The sequence below is a fragment of the Agrobacterium sp. OT33 genome, from assembly GCF_017313365.1.
GTDB classification, from domain to species: domain Bacteria; phylum Pseudomonadota; class Alphaproteobacteria; order Rhizobiales; family Rhizobiaceae; genus Agrobacterium; species Agrobacterium rhizogenes_A.
Genome location: NZ_JAFLMZ010000001.1, coordinates 102,506 through 117,478 on the forward strand (window position 1 = coordinate 102,506; position 14,973 = coordinate 117,478).

General features: G+C 61.1%; 12 protein-coding genes. 6 read left to right on the forward strand and 6 right to left on the reverse strand.

The window, feature by feature from the left end:
- Positions 1–6 precede the first annotated feature (6 nt).
- From JZX88_RS00540 to JZX88_RS00550, 3 genes are all read right to left on the reverse strand, one after another.
- Positions 7–1,521: a Do family serine endopeptidase gene (locus JZX88_RS00540; protein ID WP_110757348.1), complete on the reverse strand. Its 1,515-nt coding sequence runs from the start codon at positions 1,519–1,521 to the stop codon at positions 7–9.
- A 347-nt stretch (positions 1,522–1,868) separates the two neighbouring features.
- Complete coding sequence (locus tag JZX88_RS00545; protein WP_065115067.1) at positions 1,869–2,345, reverse strand: hypothetical protein; 477 nt, start codon at positions 2,343–2,345, stop codon at positions 1,869–1,871.
- Positions 2,346–2,901: 556 nt separating this feature from the next.
- Positions 2,902–4,047: a site-specific DNA-methyltransferase gene (locus JZX88_RS00550; protein ID WP_206912233.1), complete on the reverse strand. Its 1,146-nt coding sequence runs from the start codon at positions 4,045–4,047 to the stop codon at positions 2,902–2,904.
- 233 nt (positions 4,048–4,280) lie between these two features.
- On the opposite strand from JZX88_RS00550, the gene JZX88_RS00555 reads away from it, so the two are divergent.
- Positions 4,281–5,387, forward strand: coding sequence for a hypothetical protein (locus JZX88_RS00555; RefSeq protein WP_206912234.1), 1,107 nt, complete (start codon positions 4,281–4,283; stop codon positions 5,385–5,387).
- Between the two features lie 58 nt (positions 5,388–5,445).
- On the opposite strand, the gene JZX88_RS00560 is transcribed toward JZX88_RS00555, so the two are convergent.
- Together JZX88_RS00560 and JZX88_RS00565 are read right to left on the reverse strand one after the other, a co-directional pair.
- A complete protein-coding gene (locus JZX88_RS00560; RefSeq protein ID WP_206912600.1) occupies positions 5,446–5,922 on the reverse strand; it encodes a DUF1284 domain-containing protein in 477 nt (158 codons plus the stop codon).
- Positions 5,923–5,969: 47 nt separating this feature from the next.
- Positions 5,970–6,650 carry a GntR family transcriptional regulator gene (locus JZX88_RS00565; RefSeq protein WP_065116147.1) on the reverse strand — a complete coding sequence of 227 codons (681 nt, stop codon included), beginning with the start codon at positions 6,648–6,650 and terminating at the stop codon, positions 5,970–5,972.
- Between the two features lie 235 nt (positions 6,651–6,885).
- On the opposite strand from JZX88_RS00565, the gene JZX88_RS00570 reads away from it, so the two are divergent.
- Positions 6,886–7,575 (forward strand): HAD family hydrolase, encoded by a 690-nt coding sequence (locus JZX88_RS00570; protein ID WP_065115063.1) that lies wholly within the window; start codon positions 6,886–6,888, stop codon positions 7,573–7,575.
- Positions 7,576–7,773: 198 nt separating this feature from the next.
- On the opposite strand, the gene JZX88_RS00575 is transcribed toward JZX88_RS00570, so the two are convergent.
- Complete coding sequence (locus JZX88_RS00575; RefSeq protein WP_206912601.1) at positions 7,774–8,313, reverse strand: PilZ domain-containing protein; 540 nt, start codon at positions 8,311–8,313, stop codon at positions 7,774–7,776.
- Between the two features lie 294 nt (positions 8,314–8,607).
- Between JZX88_RS00575 and thrC the strand changes: the two genes are divergently transcribed.
- The 4 genes from thrC (at position 8,608) to JZX88_RS00595 (ending at position 14,930) form a co-directional block, all read left to right on the forward strand.
- A complete protein-coding gene (gene thrC, locus JZX88_RS00580) occupies positions 8,608–10,005 on the forward strand; it encodes a threonine synthase (RefSeq protein WP_206912235.1) in 1,398 nt (465 codons plus the stop codon).
- Between the two features lie 21 nt (positions 10,006–10,026).
- Positions 10,027–11,325, forward strand: coding sequence for a pitrilysin family protein (locus JZX88_RS00585; protein ID WP_206912603.1), 1,299 nt, complete (start codon positions 10,027–10,029; stop codon positions 11,323–11,325).
- A gap of 93 nt (positions 11,326–11,418) precedes the next feature.
- Positions 11,419–12,018 carry a GNAT family N-acetyltransferase gene (locus tag JZX88_RS00590; RefSeq protein WP_065115060.1) on the forward strand — a complete coding sequence of 200 codons (600 nt, stop codon included), beginning with the start codon at positions 11,419–11,421 and terminating at the stop codon, positions 12,016–12,018.
- Positions 12,015–14,930 (forward strand): sensor domain-containing phosphodiesterase, encoded by a 2,916-nt coding sequence (locus JZX88_RS00595; protein ID WP_206912236.1) that lies wholly within the window; start codon positions 12,015–12,017, stop codon positions 14,928–14,930. The genes JZX88_RS00590 and JZX88_RS00595 overlap by 4 nt, the downstream gene beginning before the upstream one ends.
- The last annotated feature ends 43 nt before the right edge of the window (positions 14,931–14,973 follow it).

Below are 14,973 nucleotides of genomic sequence, written 5' to 3' on the forward strand. Positions count from 1 at the left end.
CGGGGTTCAGCCCTGTGCGAAGGGCACGGCGACATAGGTCTGCGAATCGCCGCGCTGGATGAGCAGCAGAACGGATTTGCGACCCGCCTTGCCCGCCTGCGCAATGGCCGCCTTGGCATCGGCAGCCGATTTCACCGCGGTCTGATTGACCGAAACGATCACGTCCCCCGCCTGCAAACCAGCCTCGGCGGCTGGTTTCGAGGGCGCCACGCTTTCGACGATCGTACCCTTTTCATCCTGCGGGAGATTGAGGGCTTCACGGATCGCCGGGGTGATATCCGCCAGTCCGATACCGATCATCGGCAGGGCTTGCGATGAGGCGTCGCCCTTCTGCTGGCCGTTGTCGGACGATGTCTGTGCACTCTGGCCATCATTGCCACCCACGGTGAGAAGCACGTCCTTCGTCTCGCCCTGGCGCCAGACCGTGACATGTTCCTTCTGGCCCGGCGACAGATCGGCGACCATGCGCGACAGGTCGCGCGGGGACTTGATCGCCTGTCCGCCGAGCGCGGTGATCACGTCGCCGGTCCTGATGCCGGCGCGGCCTGCCGGAGTGCCGGCTTCCACCTTGGCGACCAGCGCGCCTTCCGCCGTGGCAAGGCCGATGGCATTGGCGACGTCAGGGGTCACCGGCTGTATCTGGACGCCAATGAAGCCGTGGTGGATCGACCCATCCTTCATGAGGCGGACGACGACATTCTGCGCCTGATCGGAGGGGATGGCGAAACCGACACCGACGCTGCCGCCATTCGGCGAATAGATCGCCGTGTTGATGCCAACGACCTTGCCTTCGACATCGACCAGCGGACCGCCGGAATTGCCGTGATTGATCGGCGCGTCGATCTGGATGAAATCGTCATAGGGTCCGCTGTGCAGGTCACGCCCGCGGGCCGAGACGATACCGGCCGTGACCGTGGTGCCGATGCCGAACGGATTGCCGATCGCCAATATCTGATCGCCAGCCTTCAGCCTGTCGGAATCCCCCCAGGAAATCACTGCCAGAGGCTTGGGAGAAGCAATCTTGAGGACGGCAAGGTCTGATTTCGGATCGGCGCCGACAAGCGTGGCGGGAAGCTCCGTGCCGTCATCCAGCGTCACCTTGATGGAGGTGGCATTGTCGATGACGTGATTATTGGTGACGATATAGCCGTCCGGCGAGATGATGAAGCCGGAACCCAGTGCTTCCGCGGTCTGGGATTGGCGCTGCTGCGGCTGCTGCTGCGGCAGGGGAATGCCCTGCTCGCCGAAGAACTGGCGAAACTGCTGGTCGAACGGCGTGGTATCATCGGTCGCCTGCTCCTGCGTTTTCATTTCGGTGGTGACGGTCACCACAGCAGGCTTGTCGGCCGCGACGATCCCGGCAAAGGAGCCACCCGAGGTTACGGGACCGGGAACGGCCGATAATCCGGCCTGTGCGAAAGCGGGCGTGTTGTGCAGAAAGACGGGCATTGCGAGCGGTGCGGCGACAAAGGCTGCGCCAAGCAAAGCTGCGATGCGATATCTGCGAAGAATGCTGGTCATGATCTTTCTCCTTTCGAGGACATGCTTACGGCCTCGGCCGTCTGGGGAACGGGCTCAGCCGCGCCCCATGCATCCGGCCCGGCGCATGGTTATTGAGTTTCCAATCGTGTCTTTCGAAGTCCGCACAACCCCGTGGGGGGCTGGACCGTTCCGGCTTTTCCCTGAATCGCCAAAACGATCCAACTCTTTGTTTTCTCGCATTATCCGGGCATAAAACCGCTCCTCGGTCTTGCTGGAAATGCTTGTCCTGAAGGCCGGAGGGCGGGCTGTTATCCTGTCACCGCTCTCCGGCACGACCTTGTGGTGGCATGACCGATCCTCGTCCGCGCGAGGATGGAAAGCCCCGGTCAGCTCATGCGGACGATGTTCCGGTCAAGCTGGCGTACTTCGCCCTGAAGGGTGGCAAACGCCTTCATGGGAATATAGCCTCGATGCATGTCGGCGGTTTTCAATGCCTGGTTACGGATTGCGGACGATTCATTTTCAAGCCTGTTGAACGCGCTGGCGCTCAGCCTGCCCTGCTGGCGTTCGAAATCGATCCTGTGATCGGCGACACGCAGTTCATGGAGAACACGCACCAGATGTGGTCCCTGCCCGTAAACGACGGGGCTGGCATAGCCCATGTATGTGTCGTTCATGAACAGGTCGTCATCATTGTGGCGGAAGAAATGCCTGCCGCCCCGGTCGAAATCATGGGATCGTTCGCTCTGCATTCCGCCGGAGCCGGAATGCTCGCCATGTGAATGTCCGGCTGCGAAAGCACCGCCGGTGGCGGCCGCCAGAATGAAGGATGCTATTGTGACTGTCTTGAAAAGCGAGCGCATGGCACGCCTCCTTGTTCATCGCAGGCAATGGCCCGCGAATCCGGCTGTCTCGCATCGTCGCGTCGCGATCGTTTTCGGTCGCCGGCGACACTCAGCCTGGAGGAATATGTACTCCCGGCCTCGTATCGCGTCACGTTAATCTTCCGTAACTCGCAGGACATCTATCGTTAAGGATCGGGAGCCAGTTCTGGCCGGGCGGGCCGCCATGAAGGCGCCGGAAAGCCTGCAAAAACCCCAAAAAAGAAAATTGGCGCAGGCGGAAATGGCGGTCTCCGGCCTGCGCCAGTCCTGCCGCAAGCGGCATGGAACAGCAGCGTTTTCGTGATCTGTCCGAACCGGATTTTCACAACCACTGCTTTGCATCAGACACTATGACCGGTCTCTTGCGCGAAACTTGTCTGGCTAAAGTTATATATTCGAATATACCAACGCCCGACACCGAGGTGCCGGGCGTTGGTCGTTCTCCATCCGGGACTGAAGGTACTAAACCGGACAGAGACGTATTCTGACAAGGGCGGGCGGTGGATCGTCCGTCTTCAGCCTTTTAGGCTTTCGACTATTCGGCCTTTGCCATTTCACTGCGAATGATGGTTCTGAGATCATCGATCGGCTTCAATTCGTCGCCATCCTCGAAATGCCAGAACGTCCATCCGTTGCATGCGTCGAGACCCTGCACCTTCGCGCCGAGGCGGTGAATGGAGCCGGCGGTCCCGCCGGATGCCAGAGTACCATCGGCACGAATAATGGCGCTATAACGGCGTCGCACATCCGTCAGCACCTGGCCCGGGCGCACAAGGCCGCTTTCCACCAGCGTGTTGAAGGCAACGCGCGGCTCCGCCTTCTTGCCGGTCATGACGGTCAGTTCCGCCTTGCCGAGCGGCTCGACGGCGGCGATGCGGGCGGATGCCGCGTCGATATAATCCTGCTCGCGCTCGATGCCGACGAAGTGGCGGCCGAGACGTTTTGCAACGGCACCCGTGGTGCCTGAGCCGAAGAACGGGTCGAGCACGATATCGCCCGGCTTGGTGGAGGCCATGATGATGCGCGCCAGCAGCGCTTCCGGCTTCTGGGTGGGATGCACCTTCTTGCCGTCCTCGCCCTTCAGCCGCTCATGGCCGCTGCAGATCGGGAACAGCCAGTCGGAGCGCATCTGCACATCGTCGTTGGAGGCCTTCAGCGCATCGTAGTTGAAGGTGTAGTTCTTGGCTTTCGGATCGCGGCTGGCCCAGATCATGGTCTCATGCGCGTTCTGGAAACGGCGGCCCTTGAAATTGGGCATGGGGTTGGTCTTGCGCCAGACGATATCGTTGAGAATCCAGAAATCGAGGTTCTGGAGCATGGAGCCGACGCGGAAAATATTGTGGTAGGAGCCGATGACCCAGATGGTGCCGTTCGGTTTCAGCACGCGGCGGCAGGCGAGCAGCCAGGCGCGGGTGAAGGCGTCATAGGCATCGAAGGAGGCGAACTGGTCCCATTCGTCATCGACGGCATCGACCAGCGACTGATCGGGCCGGTGCAGCGTGCCGCCAAGCTGGAGGTTATAGGGCGGGTCGGCGAAAATCGCATCGACCGACTGGCTCGGGAGGGCATCCAAGGCAGCGACACAATCACCTTTGATGATGCTGTCTTTCCAGGCGTCACTCTCGCCCGCACGATCAAAACCGGCACGCCGAAAATCGGCCAGCGGAAAAACTGCTGCCATTGGTACTCGCTCCATACGCTTACTCTCTACTGACGCTTATGGTTACCGAAGATGGTTATCAAAGCCTGAACAAGTCACGGAAAATGCAAAATAAATGGCTGTTGCGACCGGCATCCGGGATTTGCGGCCACAGGCTTGGAACCCGAAGCGGCGCAAAAACGTTGTGCACAACGGGTTCTCCTGTTCGCAGACTTGCGTGGCGGGAGGGCCGGCAAAAGCAGGGGGAATCCGCAATGGGGTCCATGATGAAAATGGCTTCTTTTTCCGTGAATGTCGTCTGCGCCGCTCTTGTTGCCGCGGCGTTGCCATCGCCATTACGGGCGCAGGCGCCGACGCCGGCAGCGCAATTCAACGTGGTGACGGATGCGGTGCTGTTCGACGGCGGCCCTTCGCTTGGCAACAGCGACAGGGTGCGGTGGGATTTCTACAAGACAGACAGGGCCGGAGCACGCACCGACGTCAATGCCGGCGGCTCCTATGACGCCACCTTCGAGGCAAAGCTGCCGGCCGGCAAATATGTCGGCGTCGCGGCGCTGGGCAATGTGACCCGCGAAATTACCTTCGAGGTGAAGGATGGCAGCGTCGCGAGGCCGAAGGTGAATTTCGACGCGGCGGAACTGACTGTCGTGCCGAAACGCAGTCCCGGCGGCGATGTGGAAACCCAGGCGAAAACCGAAATCACCAGGGGCGATTTCAAGGACAGCGTCTATGGCCAGAACACCGTCTTCGTACCGGCGGGCGAGATTGTCCTCACCGGCAGCATAGGTCCGGCGCGGGCGCAGGAAACCCTTGCTATCAAGGCCGGTGAAACGATCAGCCACGAGCTTGTCATTCCAAGCGGCGTGGTCGTCGCCAAGGCGCTCTATGCGGCGGGCGGCCGGGCCGTCGAAACCGACGACATCCGTTTCGAGGCGATGTCCGTCAAGGAAACCCTTGATGGCACGCGCCAGACCATCAACGGCACCTACGGCACGGGCAAGATGATGGAAATGCCGGCCGGAGACTTCGTCATGCGCGCCCGTCTCGGCAAGGTGACGGTGGAGCAACCCTTCACGGTGACCGCCGGAAAGCGCACGGAAATCACCCTTGATCTCGATGCCGGGGTTCTCGCAATCACCGCCCCCGGCGCGGAGCGGATCGATATCGTCGAAACCACCAAGGATCTTCAGGGTACACAGAAGGAAATTTCCGGCCGTTACGGTACGCAGCATCAGGAAACGCTGCATCCCGGCGATTATTCGGTGAAGGTGAGCTACGACAAGAAATCCGGGCGCGACCCGAAGGAGATCAAGGCAACGGTGAAGGCGGCGGAGCGGACCGAGACGAATGTGCCGGAGTAACTGGCACGGCGCGGCCCTCATTCCTGTGCTTGTCACAGGAGTGAGGGAGGAGAAGGCGTCACAATTTGCGGCCGAACCACCCATCCTTAGGTCTGAGCATCGGATGGTTGGAACAGTGCGTCGCGGGCTTGGCCGTCGTTTGCAGCCGCTCTCCTATCTTCACCCCGGCGAAGCCTGATGCCGCGATACGGTCGCACAGCCTTATCCACTGGCAACCACGACAGGCCTGCCGGATGTCTCCGGCGGCGAAGGCAAGACGCATTCTCGCAAGAAAGTCCGGCGTTGCCCGCAGCCGTTTTCCGGGGGCAAGCGTCTCGTTCAAGAGCGTCGACACTGAAAGCCGCGCCGCCTCGTCCCGCTGCACCACGCCTTCGTTGAAACAGTGGGCATGGCTTTCGCAGAGCAGGCCGGTGCAGATATCATCCGGTCCATCCACCAGCTCGATATCCTCCTCGCCCGCATTCAGTCGGGCGGCGACACGGTCGTAATTTTCGACGAAGCCGGAAGTATAGCCCTTGCCGACATAGGTCAGCATACAGAGAAGATGGTGGGGGCGGAGCCGGACAGTCAAGCGCCGCCCGCCTATCCGACAATCGCGAAGGCGTCGCGCACCGAGCCGGACGAGGTTCGGATCGCCTTGCGGCCGATCCATTGCACGTGTCCGTCAAGGATGCGTACCGCCTCTTCGGCGCGGCCGCCGCGCAACGCGTCGATGATTGCGCGGTGGTCGGTATCCGTGCGGCGCTCCCAGCCGGCCCGCCAGGCGGAAAACAGGAAACGGGCGCTTGCGGCATGCAGGCCGTCGATCGCTTCCATCAGGCGCGGCATGTTGCAGGGCGCGGTGATGAGGCGATGGAAGCGGCGATTGGCCTCTTCCCAGTGCTGCACGTCAACGGCGCTGTCACCTTCCAGCGTCGCGGCCTCGGCCTGATCGAGAATGGCTGACGTCATGTTGGGAATGGCGTGGCGCAGCGCCAGAACCTCAAGGGCGGCGCGCATTTCCGCCACTTCGCGCACATCGTCAAGGCCGAAATCCGCCACCCGGACACCCCGGCGCGGAATGCTGGCGGCCAGCCCCTGCGCTTCCAGCCGGCGAAACGCTTCGCGAACCGGCACATGCGACGCGCCGAATTCGGCGGCGATATGATCCTGCCGCAGCCGTTCGCCCGGCGACAGCTCACCGCGGACGATACGGTCGGCGAGCGTCCGGCTGATGCGTGCGGCAATGGTGTCTTCAGGTATGGTTTTCACTGGCTTGGGCATAATATCCCATAACGCATATGCCGCGCGACTGTGTAGCGGTTTTTGCAGGTTCCAGATGCGCAAGATGGAATATTCGAAATCCGTCAGCCACTTGTCCATTCCCGGTCTCCGGCCCGGGCAAGCCATGAGCCCGGCGGGACCGACCCTTGCGGGCGAACCGGTTGAGCTTGGCGCGGACATGGTCTAAAAGCCCGGCATCACCTTCCTCCAAGCAAATCCGATACAGGGAGCGCCCATGAGCGGCTTCGACCTCATTATTTTCGACTGTGACGGCGTTCTGGTCGATTCCGAAATCATCGCCGCACAGGTGGAATCCCGCCTGCTCACCGAAGCCGGTTATCCGATCTCCGTCGAGGAAATGGGCGAGCGTTTCGCCGGCATGACCTGGAAGAACATCCTCCTGCAAGTGGAAAGCGAAGCCAGTATCCCGCTCTCCGCTTCCCTGCTCGACAAGTCGGAAAAACTGCTCGACATGCGGCTGGAGCGCGACGTGAAGATCATCGAGGGCGTGAAATTCGCGCTGTCGCGCCTCACGACGCCGCGCTGCATCTGCTCGAACTCCTCGAGCCACCGCCTCGACATGATGCTGACGAAGGTGGGTCTGAAACCCTATTTCGCGCCGCATATCTATTCCGCCAAGGACCTCGGCCCCGACCGGGTAAAGCCGAAGCCCGACATCTTCCTGCATGGCGCGGCCCAGTTCGGCGTTTCCCCCGACCGCGTGGTCGTGGTCGAGGATTCCGTACACGGCATCCATGGCGCAAGAGCCGCCGGCATGCGGGTCATCGGTTTTACCGGCGCATCCCACACCTATCCGAGCCACGCCGACCGGCTGACCGATGCCGGCGCCGAAACGGTGATTTCACGCATGCAGGACCTGCCGGCCGTGATCGCGGCGATGGCGGAGTGGGAAGGCGCTTTCTGAGGAGGTGGCCGTGGCACAGGGCCTCCCCGTCATGCTCGGGCTTGTCCCGAGCATCTGCAACCGATTGATTTTCCGATACGCGATTGAATTGTCGGGACAGGCCCAAGGATAACATTGCGAATGTTGGGCGGCCTGTAAGCAATAAAAAACCGGAGGCTGTAAAAACAGCCTCCGGTTTTTTTCGTCTAGCCCGTCAAATCACCGGCGCTTGGTCTTCGCCTTCGCGCTCTCACCGCCGAAGCCGATATAGACGCTGACCGACCTCGGTGCGCCGCCCGGTCCATTGGGGATGGCAACGTGGTCGTTGTTGAAGATGAACTGCGTGCCGGCGGAGCCTGCCGGCACGTCGATGGCGAAATTGGTCGTTTCGCCGTAGACCTCGCCGTCGCCATCCTTCACCGTCACGCGGATCGGCACGGTGACGCGGCCGGGCTTGGCCATCGGGCCGGGAACGAGGCGGCCCTGCGCCAGCACATTCACCGTCAGCGTGGATTCATTTGCGGTGCACGAGCGTGTCGTGTCTGACAGCGAGACCTGATAGGCGAGTTTCTGCGGGTCGTCCTTGGCGCCGCCGGCGTAAACGCGGTGCACGGCGTTAGCGTCGAGAACCGTGACCGTCGGGCAGTTGGCCTGCACCACCGGGGTGACGGCATTGGCCTGCGCGGCTGGAGGGTTGACGGCAAGCGAGTCCGCTGGATTGGAGGAATTACATCCTGCAACGACGGCCAGAAGCGACATCGCGGCGGACAAACGCAAGAAATTCCCTGACACTCTTCTAATTCCCTCTCCATTGTCCCGGAACCGAACCGGAGACGCAGTTTATTGACCTTTCACGCAGGTTGGCGATGGTCTATAGCAGCGACGCCGGAAAAAATCGATTGGCATGTTCGGTTTTGCTTGAATTTTCAGAAAAGCCCTTCATTACCTCGCCAATCGCCTCATTTCCGTGAGACGCTGCTGGAAAAGATGCCGAAGATCGGCGACGGACATACCGGTTAAGGACAAGGCCGGTTAAGGACAGGGGACTATCTCGTGAAATATGTATCGACCCGGGGTGCGGCCCCTTCGCTTGGTTTCTGCGACGCGCTTCTGGCGGGCCTTGGCCGGGACGGCGGGCTTTACGTGCCCCGCGAATGGCCTTCCATGACGAAGAAGGAAATCCGCAACCTGCGCGGCAAATCCTATCAGGACGTCGCATTCGAGGTTCTCTACCGCTTCACCGGCGGCGAAATTCCGGCCGACAAGTTCAGGGCGATGATCGACGACGCCTATTCGACGTTCCGCCACCCTGCCGTCGCGCCGCTGACGCAGACCGGTCCTAACACTTTCGTGCTGGAGCTTTTCCACGGCACCACGCTCGCCTTCAAGGACGTGGCGATGCAGCTTCTCGCCCGCCTGATGGACTATACGCTGGCTGAGCGCGGCGAACGCGCCACCATCGTTGGCGCAACCTCGGGCGACACGGGCGGTGCGGCCATCGACGCCTTTGCCGGGCGCGAGCGCACCGACATCTTCATCCTCTTCCCGAACGGCAAGGTCTCGCCGGTGCAGCAGCGCCAGATGACGACCTCCACCGCCTCCAACGTGCATGCGCTGGCGATCAACGGCAATTTCGACGATTGCCAGACGCTGGTCAAAGAAATGTTCAACGACGTGAAGTTCCGCGATGGCGTGAAGCTTTCCGGCGTCAACTCCATCAACTGGGCGCGCATCATGGCGCAGGTGGTCTATTATTTCACCGCGTCGCTGTCGCTCGGCGGCCCTGACCGGAAGGTGTCCTTCACCGTTCCGACCGGCAATTTCGGCGATATCTTTGCGGGTTACGTCGCCAAGAAGATGGGCCTGCCGATCGACAAGCTGGTCATCGCCACCAATGACAACGACATTCTGGCGCGCACGCTGAAGACCGGCCGTTACGAGATGCGCGGCGTCAAGCCCACCACCTCGCCTTCGATGGACATCCAGATCTCGTCCAACTTCGAACGCCTGCTGTTTGAAGCCTATGACCGCGATTCCGCTGCGGTGAAGGCATCGATGGATGGTCTGAAGCAGTCCGGCGCGTTTGAAATTCCGCCGAAGGCACTGAAATTCATCAAGAAGGACTTCCGCGCCGGCCGCGCCACCGAAAAGCAGGTTGCAGCCACCATCCGCGAGACGCTTGCGAAAACCGGATACCTGATCGACCCGCATACGGCGACCGGTGTTTTCGTGGCGGAAAAGCACGAAAAAGCGGGAAGCCCGATGGTTGTTCTGTCGACTGCCCACCCGGCTAAATTCCCGGCCGCTGTAAAATCCGCTTGCGCAATCGACCCGGCGCTTCCAGTATGGCTCGCTGATATCATGAACCGGGAGGAGCGTTTCGACATTCTGGACGCAGAGCTGAAAGCCGTGGAAACCTTCATCGGCCAACATGCACGCGCCAGCAAATAGAGACGCGGAAAGACGTTGAGTATGAGAGTTAATGTGACCCGGCTTTCGTCCGGGTTGACCGTTGTGACGGAAAGAATGCCGCATCTCGAAAGCGTTGCTCTTGGGGTGTGGATCAAATCCGGGTCCCGCAACGAGACGACTGCCGAACACGGCATCGCCCATCTACTCGAGCATATGGCATTCAAGGGCACGGCACGCCGCACCGCCCGGCAGATCGCCGAAGAGATCGAAAATGTCGGCGGCGAAGTCAACGCCGCGACATCGACGGAAACCACCTCCTACTACGCCCGCGTCCTGAAAGACCACGTCCCCCTCGCCGTCGATATTCTTGCTGACATCCTGACGGAATCGCTGTTCGATGAAGACGAGCTGGAGCGCGAGAAAAACGTCATCCTGCAGGAAATCGGCGCTGCGACCGATACGCCTGACGATGTGATCTTCGACAATTTCTCCGGTGTCGCCTATCGCGACCAGACCATCGGCCGACCGATCCTCGGCACGCCGGACACCGTGCAATCCTTCACGACAGGCCAGATCAGGCACTATCTCGCCCGCAATTACACAACGGATCGCATCTTCGTCGTTGCGGCCGGTGCCGTGAACCACGAAAGCTTCGTCAAGCAGGTGGAGGAGCGTTTCGCCTCGCTGCCGCTGGTGCCCGCGGCAACGCCGGTCATGGAAAAGGCGATCTATACCGGTGGCGAAATCCGCGAGACCCGCGACCTGATGGACGCGCAGGTGCTTTTAGGCTTCGAGGGCAAGGCCTATCACGCCCGCGATTTCTATTGTTCGCAGATTCTCGCCAATATTCTCGGCGGCGGCATGTCGTCCCGCCTGTTTCAGGAAGTGCGCGAATATCGCGGCCTGTGCTATTCGGTCTATGCCTTCCACTGGGGCTTTTCCGATACCGGCATCTTCGGCGTGCATGCGGCCACCGGCGCAAACGACCTGCCGGAACTGGTTCCCGTCATTCTCGATGAGCTGCGCAAGTCCTCGCAGACCATCCATCAGGAAGAAATCGACCGCGCCCGGGCGCAAATTCGCGCGCAATTGCTGATGGGCCAGGAAAGCCCCGCCGCCCGCGCCGGCCAGATGGCCCGGCAGATGATGCTTTACGGCCGGCCCATCCCCAATGAGGAGATGATGGAGCGCCTCGGCGACATCACGCGCGAACGCCTGACCGATCTTGCGGGACGGCTGTTTTTCGATACAGTTCCGACATTGTCCGCAATTGGCCCGCTCGAACATCTGCCACCTCTTTCAGACGTCACTGCCGCACTTTCCGCGCAGCAGCCCGCAAGGATAAAGGCGAACGGATAAACCGATATGAGAGCGGGATTTGAGGACAGAAACCGCTCACTTTTTTCGCCATCCTGCTTACGGATGGCGATATCTGCCGCACAGGGATCGTGAATGCTGCGTTTTCTTTCCCGACACAATGATACGCCCGAACTGCGCAGCGCCAATCATCTTCTCAGACTGCCGCGCTACAGCGATTTCAAGCAATGGCATGTGTTGCGCTCGGAAAGCCGGCAGTTTCTGCAGCCGTGGGAACCCACATGGCGCCCGGACGAACTGACCGAATCCTCTTTCCGTTTGCGCGTGGTGCGCAACGGCCAGGAATTTTCCTCCGGCACGGCGGTGTCGTTCCTGCTGTTCGAGAAGGAGACACTGCTGGTCGGCGGCATCACCATCGGTTACATCCGCCGGGGTGCCGCGCAAAGCTGCATGATCGGCTACTGGATCGGCGAACGCCACGCCGCCCAAGGCCATATGTCTGCCGCATTAAAATTGGTAATACCATACATCTTTAACGGACTTCAGTTGCACCGTATCGAGGCAGCCTGTATTCCGGAAAACTTCAAAAGCATCCGGCTCCTCGAAAATGCCGGGTTCCAGCGGGAAGGCCTCCTGCGGGAATATCTGAAAATCAATGGCCAATGGCGGGATCATATGATGTTTTCCCTTCTTGCCGACAAGCAAAGCTCCGGCGGAACGAAGTACGATACATGACCTACACTCACACTGCGCCTCGCCTTGCGAAACGTCTGGCGGCAATCGCGCTGGCTGCGCCGTTTTTCCTTCTTTTCCTGCTTTTTGCCTCTTATTCCTACGCCTTCGAGCCGGTGAAGATTTCCCGTGACGACACGGCTCTCGATCTCACCGCCACCACCGATATCTATGCCAATCAGGGCGAAGCCTTTCAGGTCTCGACCGCGCCCGGCCCCGACGGCATCCGCCGCCGCATCGAGGTGCGCGCCAGTTCCACGGACCATCAGGGCGACTGGGCGGTTTTCGCGCTTGCCAACGTGTCGGAAGAGCAGCTGGAGCGCGTCATCGTCGCCCCGCATTTCCGCCTCGTGAATTCCAAGCTGTTCTGGCCCGATCTCGGCTCGCAGCGCATCATGGCGATCACGCCGAGTGAGGGCTTTGCGCTCGACCGGCAGCCGAGCCCGGATGCCGACGTGTTCCGCATCACGCTCAACCCCGGCTCCGTCATCACCTTCGTCGCCGAGCTTTCCACGCCGCAGCTGCCGCAGCTCTATCTGTGGGAGCCGGAAGCCTACAAGGACACGATCAACGCGTTTACGCTCTATCGCGGCATCGTGCTCGGCATTGCCGGCCTGCTGGCCGTGCTTTTGACCATCCTCTTCGTGGTCAAGGGCACTTCGGTCCTGCCAGCCTCGGCCGCACTCGCCTGGGCGGTGCTTGCCTATATCTGCGTCGATTTCGGTTTTCTCGAAAAACTCATCACGGTCACCTCAAGCGACCAGCGAATATGGAGGGCGGGCGCCGAAGTGGCGCTCGCCTCCAGTTTCGTGGTCTTCCTCTTCACCTATCTCAATCTCAACCGATGGCATGCGCATCTGGGTTATGCGACCTTTGCCTGGGTGGTGGGGCTGGCGCTGCTGTTCGGTGTTGCGATCTACGATCCCTCGGTCGCATCAGGCATTGCCCGCGTGTCCTTCGCGCTGACGGCAACCGCCGGCATCGCGCTCATCATCTATCTCGGTTTCAACAAATATGACCGAGCCATTCTCCTGGTGCCCTCATGGGCGCTGATCCTCGTCTGGCTGTTCGGCAGCTGGCTGACAGTAACGGGGCAACTGGACAACGACATCGTGCAGCCGGCGCTCGGCGGCGGGCTGGTGCTGATCGTGCTGCTGATCGGCTTCACCGTCATCCAGCACGCCTTTGCCGGCAGCGCCTATCAGCAGGGCCTGTTCTCCGATCTCGAACGTCAGTCGCTGGCCCTGACGGGCAGCGGCGATACCGTGTGGGACTGGGATGTGACGCGCGACCGCATCGTCACCACGCCCGATATTTCCAACCGGCTGGGGCTGGAGCCCGGTGCCATGCATGGGGCGGCGCGCAACTGGCTGCCGCGTCTGCACCCTGATGATCGCGACCGGTTCAAGGCGACGCTCGACGTGCTGCTCGACCATCGCAAGGGCCGCCTCAATCACGAATTCCGCATTCGCGCCGAAGATGGCCACTTCCACTGGCTGCAAATCCGCGCCCGTCCGGTTCTCGGCTCCAACGGCGAAATCATCCGCTGCGTCGGCACCATCACCGATATTACCGAGCAGAAGAATTCCGTCGAGCGGCTGCTGCAGGATGCGATGAACGACAATCTGACCGGACTTCCGAACCGGCAGGTCTTCCTCGACCGCCTGCAATCGATCCTCAACCTTTCCTCCGATAGCGAGGGGGTGAAGCCGACGGTGATGGCGATCGATATCGACCGCTACAAGCTGGTCAACGATACGCTGGGCATTGCCGCGGGCGACAATATCCTCATCGCGCTGACCCGGCGTCTGCGCCGTCTGCTGAAGCCGCAGGATACGCTCGCGCGTCTTGGCGGCGACGAATTCGGCCTGATCCTGACGTCCGAGCGCGATCCGCAGCGGGTTGCCGATTTCGCCGATGCGGTGAACAAGGCGATCATGGTGCCGATCAATTTCGCCAACCGCGAAATCATCCTCACCGCCTCCATCGGCCTCGTCTCATGGATCGACCAGCAGGAAAGTGCTGCCGGCCTCTTGAGCGATGCGGAGCTTGCCATGTACCGCGCCAAGCGCGCCGGCGGCAACCGCGTCGAGCCGTTCCGCCCCGCCTTCCGCACGTCAGGCACCGACCGGTTGCAGATGGAAAGCGACCTGCGCCGCGCCATCGAGCGCAAGGAGCTGTCGCTCGCCTACCAGCCGATCGTGAAGCTCGACGATGGCGAGCTGGCCGGCTTTGAAGCCCTGATGCGCTGGGAGCACCCCAAGCGCGGCAATATTCCGCCGAGCGAGTTCATTCCCATCGCGGAAGCCTCCGGCCTGATCGAGCCACTCGGCATGTTCGCACTGGAACGGGCGGCGACCGACCTGATGGACTGGCAACACGCCATCGAGAAGATGCCGATCTTCATCTCCGTCAATATTTCGAGCGCACAGCTGCTGAACAACGAATTGTACAATGACGTGCGCAGCATGCTGAGCCGCACGCGCTGCAATCCACAGCAGCTGAAGCTGGAGCTGACGGAATCCGTCGTCATGGAAAATCCGGAACAGGCGCGGCTTGTGCTTTCCAAGCTGAAGGAAACCGGCTTGAGCCTCGCCATGGACGATTTCGGCACCGGCTATTCATCACTCGCCTATCTCACCCGCTTCCCCTTCGACACGATCAAGCTCGACAAGGCGCTGGTGGCCAATACCAGCGACAAGCGCAACGTGCTCCTGCGCTCCGTCATCGCCATGGCACGGGCGCTCGACATGCAGGTGGTTGCGGAAGGCATCGAAACGCCTGAAGATGCGGCGGAACTGGCACGCATGAACTGCCATTTCGGCCAGAGCTTCCTGTTCGGCACCCCGGTCTCGGGCGATACGGCGCTGAAGCTTCTGCGCGAACGCTTCCAGCCGACGAAGCGGGCTTCGTGACGGGATATTGGGACAAATGGAAGCGAGGGGCACAGTGATGCGC